The sequence below is a fragment of the Streptomyces sp. NPDC020362 genome (genome assembly GCF_040642095.1).
Lineage (GTDB): Bacteria > Actinomycetota > Actinomycetes > Streptomycetales > Streptomycetaceae > Streptomyces.
In genome coordinates this window covers 1-5,703 of record NZ_JBFAET010000340.1, presented here as the reverse complement: position 1 = coordinate 5,703, position 5,703 = coordinate 1, and the positions used below count along the sequence as shown (strand labels likewise).

Annotated in this window: 8 protein-coding genes and 1 pseudogene; 5 read left to right on the top strand and 4 right to left on the bottom strand. The window is 68.2% G+C overall.

What is annotated here, in order from left to right; all coding sequences use genetic code 11:
- On the bottom strand, nucleotides 1–1,022 hold a 1,022-nt coding region (locus tag AB0H32_RS46400; protein ID WP_361135182.1), incomplete at its 3' end, for an IS630 family transposase.
- 96 nt (nucleotides 1,023–1,118) lie between these two features.
- Here AB0H32_RS46400 and AB0H32_RS46395 point away from each other — a divergent pair.
- Nucleotides 1,119–1,448, top strand: coding sequence for a hypothetical protein (locus tag AB0H32_RS46395; protein WP_361135179.1), 330 nt, complete (start codon nucleotides 1,119–1,121; stop codon nucleotides 1,446–1,448).
- Nucleotides 1,449–1,497: 49 nt separating this feature from the next.
- Here AB0H32_RS46395 and AB0H32_RS46390 read toward each other — a convergent pair whose 3' ends face one another.
- On the bottom strand, nucleotides 1,498–2,025 hold the full coding sequence (locus AB0H32_RS46390) for a transposase (protein ID WP_361135175.1): 528 nt from the start codon (nucleotides 2,023–2,025) through the stop codon (nucleotides 1,498–1,500).
- Complete coding sequence (locus tag AB0H32_RS46385) at nucleotides 2,022–2,471, bottom strand: helix-turn-helix domain-containing protein (protein ID WP_361135172.1); 450 nt, start codon at nucleotides 2,469–2,471, stop codon at nucleotides 2,022–2,024. Before AB0H32_RS46385 ends, AB0H32_RS46390 begins: the two co-directional genes overlap by 4 nt.
- An 847-nt stretch (nucleotides 2,472–3,318) precedes the next feature.
- On the opposite strand from AB0H32_RS46385, the gene AB0H32_RS46380 reads away from it, so the two are divergent.
- On the top strand, nucleotides 3,319–3,975 hold the full coding sequence (locus AB0H32_RS46380; RefSeq protein ID WP_361135169.1) for a hypothetical protein: 657 nt from the start codon (nucleotides 3,319–3,321) through the stop codon (nucleotides 3,973–3,975).
- A gap of 226 nt (nucleotides 3,976–4,201) precedes the next feature.
- On the opposite strand, the pseudogene AB0H32_RS46375 reads toward AB0H32_RS46380, so the two are convergent.
- Nucleotides 4,202–4,715 (bottom strand): annotated as a pseudogene (locus AB0H32_RS46375) (hypothetical protein); the annotation flags it as partial.
- 89 nt (nucleotides 4,716–4,804) lie between these two features.
- Here AB0H32_RS46375 and AB0H32_RS46370 point away from each other — a divergent pair.
- From AB0H32_RS46370 to AB0H32_RS46360, 3 genes are read left to right on the top strand one after another with little or no spacing between them, the layout of a single operon-like run.
- Nucleotides 4,805–5,119, top strand: a complete 315-nt coding sequence (locus AB0H32_RS46370; protein ID WP_361135166.1) for a hypothetical protein — start codon at nucleotides 4,805–4,807, stop codon at nucleotides 5,117–5,119.
- A 7-nt stretch (nucleotides 5,120–5,126) separates the two neighbouring features.
- Nucleotides 5,127–5,285, top strand: coding sequence for a hypothetical protein (locus AB0H32_RS46365; protein WP_361135163.1), 159 nt, complete (start codon nucleotides 5,127–5,129; stop codon nucleotides 5,283–5,285).
- Entirely contained in the window at nucleotides 5,285–5,476 is a 192-nt protein-coding gene (locus AB0H32_RS46360; protein ID WP_361135160.1) for a hypothetical protein, read from the top strand. Before AB0H32_RS46365 ends, AB0H32_RS46360 begins: the two co-directional genes overlap by 1 nt.
- The last annotated feature ends 227 nt before the right edge of the window (nucleotides 5,477–5,703 follow it).

The window sequence follows — 5,703 nt, the reverse complement described above, 5'->3', positions numbered from 1 at the left end:
TTGGCGTGGTGTTCGTCGTTGGCAATGACTATGGTGTCTATGGCCGCTGCCAGTTCGTCGCGGGAGGCGAACGGGCCGCGGCGTAGTAGACGTCGGGTCAGGGTGAAGAAGAACAGCTCGACTTGGTTGAGCCAGCTGGCGTGTTTGGGGGTGTGGTGGATGTTGAAGCGGGGACGGGTGGCCAGCCATGCCTTCGTCTTCTTCGCGACGTGGGATGAGCCGTTGTCTATGACCAGGTGGATGCTGGTGCCGGCGGGGATGGACTCGTTGAGTTGGCGTAGGAAGCCGATGAAGGTGTCGGCGTTGTTGCGGTCGATGCGCTCGGTGAGGACTTGGCCGGTGTGGACGTTCAGGGCGGCGATGATTGAGACGGTGCCGTGGCGGATGTACTCGAACTCCCGGCGGGTGCGCTGCCCGGGGCGGCCGGGCTGGCCGGGGTGTTTGCGGGAGCGTGCGGTGATCCCGGTCTTCTCATCCACGCTGATCACCACCGCGTTCGCAGGGCAGGTGCGGTAGAGCGCGCACACGTCAGCGGCACGGGTGAAGAACTCCGGGTCGGCTGGTCGGGTCAGCCAGCCGCGCACCAGGTGCGGCTTGAGATCGACGCAGGCCAGGATCCGTCCGACCTGGGAGGCGGAGACCGCCAGGCCAGAACGGCGCAGGTGATCGGATAGCAGTCGGTGGGTCCACACGGTGTCGGCGGTGGGCGGTTGGGCGGTCGCGGCGGCGATGACCTGCAGCTTGTCCTCGGCGGACAACCGGGGCCGCCCCAGCGGCCGGGGCCGGTCGACGAGCGCAGCCAGCCGCTCGGCGGTGAACCGCTTGCGCCAGGAGCGGACGGTGTCCACATGCCGCCCGGCCGCGCGGGCCGTGGCGGCGTTCGACATTCCCTCGGCCAGTGCCAGGATCACCGAAGCCCGCTGCACCTGCGCGAACGGCGCGGTGCGCGAGTCTCCCAGGCGTTCAAGCACCTCACGCTCGGCCTGGGTCAGTTCGATCGTGAACGGACTGGTCAGCCGCATCGCCCCACCCCGAGATCAGCTTATTGATCCGCTGATCATTGCGTGGTCAGGGTGGTGCGTGCCGTCGCCGGGGGCGGATCAGGCAAGATGGGCGGCATGGCCAGCTCGAACACCGTCAAGGCCGCAGCCTTGCAGCAGCGTCTGACCGCCCATGCCGCCCGCTGGCCACAGATCACCGAGCTCAAGGTCCGCTGGCGGGCCGGATACGCCTGCATCGACGCCGTCATCAACGGCGACGACGAAGACGACTTGCAACTGTGCAGGCTCAAGGACACCGGCCACCCCGAGATGTGGGGCTTCGCTCTGTTCACCTACAGCAACGAACGCTACGAGGACAACATCCTGCCCACGGGCCTGTCCTTCGGAAGCCCCGAAGACGCCCTCGACTGCGCCGTCGGCCTCTACCTCGGCGACCCCGCCAGCTGACCGGCAACCCCCGAAGGATCAACGCGGCGCTGCACTAGTGCTGGATTCCTCAAACGGAGTACACATATTGGCGCCGTAGTACCCGGGTTGGTGGTGCGGGTCTGCCCCAGATCCAGGGCCGGGCTCGGGCGTTGAGCTGAGATGTTGCGAGGCGGGTGGCTTGTTCAATCTCGGGTGGTCCGGCGAAGGACTGGCCTGCGAGGGCGGCCTTGCGGAAGATGCGCCACCAGCCTTCCTGCAGGTTGAGCCAGCAGGCGCCGACGGGGATGAAGACGTGCCGGATTCTGGGGTGGTCCTCCAGCCAGGTGCGGGTGGACAGGCTGTTGTACGAGGACAGGTTGTCGGTGACGATGTAGATGTCACCGGCGGGATTGGCTACCTCGGCCTTCTGAAGAAACTGCTGGTAGAAGGCGCTGTTGCGAGAGGAAGCGGTCATGGTGACCTCGTGTCCGTCCCGCACGCGCAGAGCTCCGTAGACCCAGGTCTTCTCCGGCCCCCGGCTGCAGTCGACTTCGGACTTGATGCGGTGACCGTCCGGCGACCAGCCCGGCGCCGGCGGGAAAGCACGGGGGATCACCGGTCCGAGCTCGTCGGCGCAGACGACCGTCGCGCCTTCGGGCGGGCAGGTGTAGAGCTCGATGATCCGTGTCCTTTTCCCTCGAAGTCCAGGTCCCTGGACCGGGTCCAGGACCGGGTGCGGCGCCAGCGCACGCCCTCGGCCAGCAGGATCCGGCGGACCTGGCTGCGGCCGACCTCGATGCCCAGCCTCCTGGCCTCGGCGGCCAGTGCGTCGAGGGTCCACTCCGGCGGCCCGGACTCATCCGCCGCGGCCAGTTCGCCGTCGGCCTGCACGGTCAGCCGGCCCGGCGCTGGCTGCCTGACCAGGCCGATGATCTTTGAACGTTCCGCCTCGGTGATCCGACGCTTGCGGCCCTGCCCGACCTCGGCCGAGGCCGCCCGCGAGCGGGCCCAGCCGCTGTGAGGTCTCGATCCCCTTGCGGGCGATGCGGTGCTTGATGCCACGTCCTCGTAACCGGACAAGCTCCACGCAGACAAGGGCTACGACCATTCTCACCTGCGGCGATGGCCTGCGCCGCCGCCCGCGGCGGGAGCGGTGCGGCCATACCAACCTGGACGAACCGTTTGCGCCGGGAGCGCACGGCGTCGATGTGCACCCCGACCTGCGCGGCGATCGCCGCGTTCGAACAGCCGGCATCGGCGGCCAGCAGAATCTCGTAGGTGAACTCGTTTGGTTTGAAGCAATAGTTGGCGCTTTGCAGCCCATACCGTCGCCGCTGTGGCCCAGCGATTTCCTGGTATCTCCATGCAGTGGTCAGGCCTGAACCTCCTCACCCAGTTCCTTGCCTGGGTGCCGACTGCGTCCATGTGTTGGCTTCGAACGAGTCCTCTGGCCCCAGAGGAACGAGTCTTCTGTCCCCGATTAGCGATCTTCGGGGCCTGCTGTGAACGAGTCGATTGGCCCCACCTGAGCACGTGAGAGCCGTGCGCGGCTCTCTTTCTGGCCGAGGTGTCAGCAGGCAGATACCTGGTGTTGCCCAGTTGGCCTGCAAGCCGAGATCTGGATACCAGCTGATTCGTGTCTGTTCATGGTGAACAGTGATCCGGCGTGTGCGGATGTTCTTGAAGTCGGCGAGTAGGGACGGGACCAGTCGCTGGGGTGGTGGCGGTTCGTCAAACCGGTCCAGGCCAAAGAGTCCTGCCGATTTGTGACGCTCGTCTCAGACACAGCTTCTTACGTAGTTTCACGGACGCGTTGCGGGCTCGCGATATGCCAGGCTCGTATGGGTTCCCGACTTTCGCGGTGTGCGTGCCCGTGGGGAGCAAACAGCGTACGAAGGGGGAGCGGGACGTGAGGCTGGTGATCGCAGATCGCTGCAGGGCTGCCGTTAGCCCGGGGGCTGACGGCCAGTTCCGGGACATCGTCTGGCCCGCGTCCTTCCCGGACGCGCCCCGGGCCCGTGTCCACGCGCACGCCCTGGCCGCACTGGTGGTCATCACCTCGGTGTGTGCGGCGTTCAGGGGCTTCTACTGGGCTGACGACCCCCAGGTCAGCCAGTACCGCGCGGGCCAGTGGGGGTTGGCGGTGCCGTTTGGGCTGATGGCGGTGCCGCTCCTGCTGATGTGCGCCGTGCTGGCGGGCGCCCTGCGGTCCTGGCCGAGGGTGCCGTACCGGGTGCTGGCCGCCGCGGCCTGGACGATGTCGGCACTTGCGATCTTCGTGGTGCTGCTGGGGACCTCGCTGACGAACGACAGCGACTACTGCACGGCGAATGCGCCCGTGGATCCGGTCTCGGGGAATGTGGTGGCTCTGTGCCTCGTGGCCGCGCTGGCCGCGCTGGCCGCCGGATCGTTGGCCGGGTGGATCGCGTGGGTGATCTCGCGTCGCCGAGCGCGGCCCGTAGTGCTGTACGCAGTGTGGCTCGCCACGGTCGCCGCCACCGTCGTGCTGACCCTGGCCGTGCCGCTCCACGCGGCTCAGACCTGCGGTCCGTCCGGGTTCGGCTGAGGACCGCCGCTCACTCCGGCACGCCCCAAGACCTGTGCTTGGCATGTCGGCATCAGACACAGGCAGTGAGGGACGAAAACTTGCCGTCGAGAAGATCACGACGGCTCGTCGTCTTGCTGCCCAGCATGACACCCGCCGACCGCCCACCCCGACTACTCAAAGGCCCTTGACTGCACCACGGCCCGAGCGATCCGCCCGCCCGGGCCAGCACACCCCGATCGGCGTGTCAGGCGAGACCGATCCGGCTGAGCGCGGTGGTCCAGTCGCTGACGATCGCCTGCTGCGCCGCCTTGAGAGTGACCTTCCCGGAGCAGACAGCGGTGTGCAGCTTTGTCTCCACCGGATCCTTCAGGTTGTTCACGCCCGAGCCCGGCTTGTGGCCCGGGTCTGCCGACTCCACCCACAGGTTGCGGGCATCGTTCGGGTCACCGCCCAGTTGCAGGCTGATCAGGTGGTCGTACTCGGCGTCACCGAGACTGCCCTTGTAGCCGTAGGAGGCGGCGTTCAGCTGCTTCTCCTTGCGCGTGACCGACTCCGGCGGCCGGATGTGCTTGGTGTAGCCGCCCTTGCGGCAGATCGACGACGCCAGGTTCGCCTGCGTCACCGCCGGAGAGACAGCACCCGGCGGGCACGCCAGGTCCTCAAGGGGGCTCGCCCTTCTCATACCGGTAGTGGCAGCTGCCCGCCGGCGGCTGCTGCTGCACCGTGTACGTCGTCTACGGCCCCGCTCCTAGCAGCAGCGGCGCAACCGCGAGCAGCTGGTGCTCACGCAGCACACACCCCGACCCCGCTCCCCTCGCACCACCGAGACTCTGCCGGAGGCCACCAAATGGACACCGAGCACTGCGCCGTCGACGGCTGGGCCGATGCCATCCCCGCCCCCGGCCGGCGCTGCACCGCCACCTTCAACCTGATCGTCCGCCCCGCCGACGCCGACACCATCGCCCAGGATGCCCCCGACACGGTCGTGGCCTGCACCAGCGGAGACCCCCAGATCACCCGCGAACTGCTGACCGGCATCCAGCCCGGCGACCTGCTGCATTACCGGCACCCTGATCCAGCCCCAATCGCCCGGCGAGCCCGCCCGGCTCATCGTCGACGCCCTGAAGGTCCTGGAAGCCGCGCCCATCCCGGTCCTGCGTGAGACGGTGATGGACCGGCACGGCAACTACGGCGTCATCTTCGACCCCGACCGCGACCAAGTGCCCGTCTTCACCACGCTCGGACACTGGGTCGGCCTGGCGGACAACCCCGACGCCATCGCCACCCTGATCGACATCCACGAGTGCGTGAACGGCGGTGACGCGTAATGCCCACAACCACCACGCAGGCCCGCACCGTCCTGGAACGGTTCCCCGCCGGAGGCCCCCGCGGCTCCTGGCCAGCCGAAGAGTACGCCGCCGCCCAGCGCGCCCAGCGCGCCCAGGGCACCAACGCTCAGGTCGTGATGGAGCTGCGCACCGACCAGTTCCTCGTGGTCACCGGGATCACCACCCAGTAGCACCACCCCTGGAGCGCCGCGCCCGCCCTTCCCGGCCGGGCGCGGCGTGGTACGTTCCCGCCCCTTCATCACCGAGCAGGAGGCTCTCTTGCGCCCGATCCGTCTGATCTCATTCGGCTACCTGCACCTGCCCACCGGCCCGGACGGCTCCCCCATCCCGCCCACCGCCGACCGGATCGAGGATGTCCGCGACCCGGCCGCCGCCCGCGACATCCTCGACCTGGACG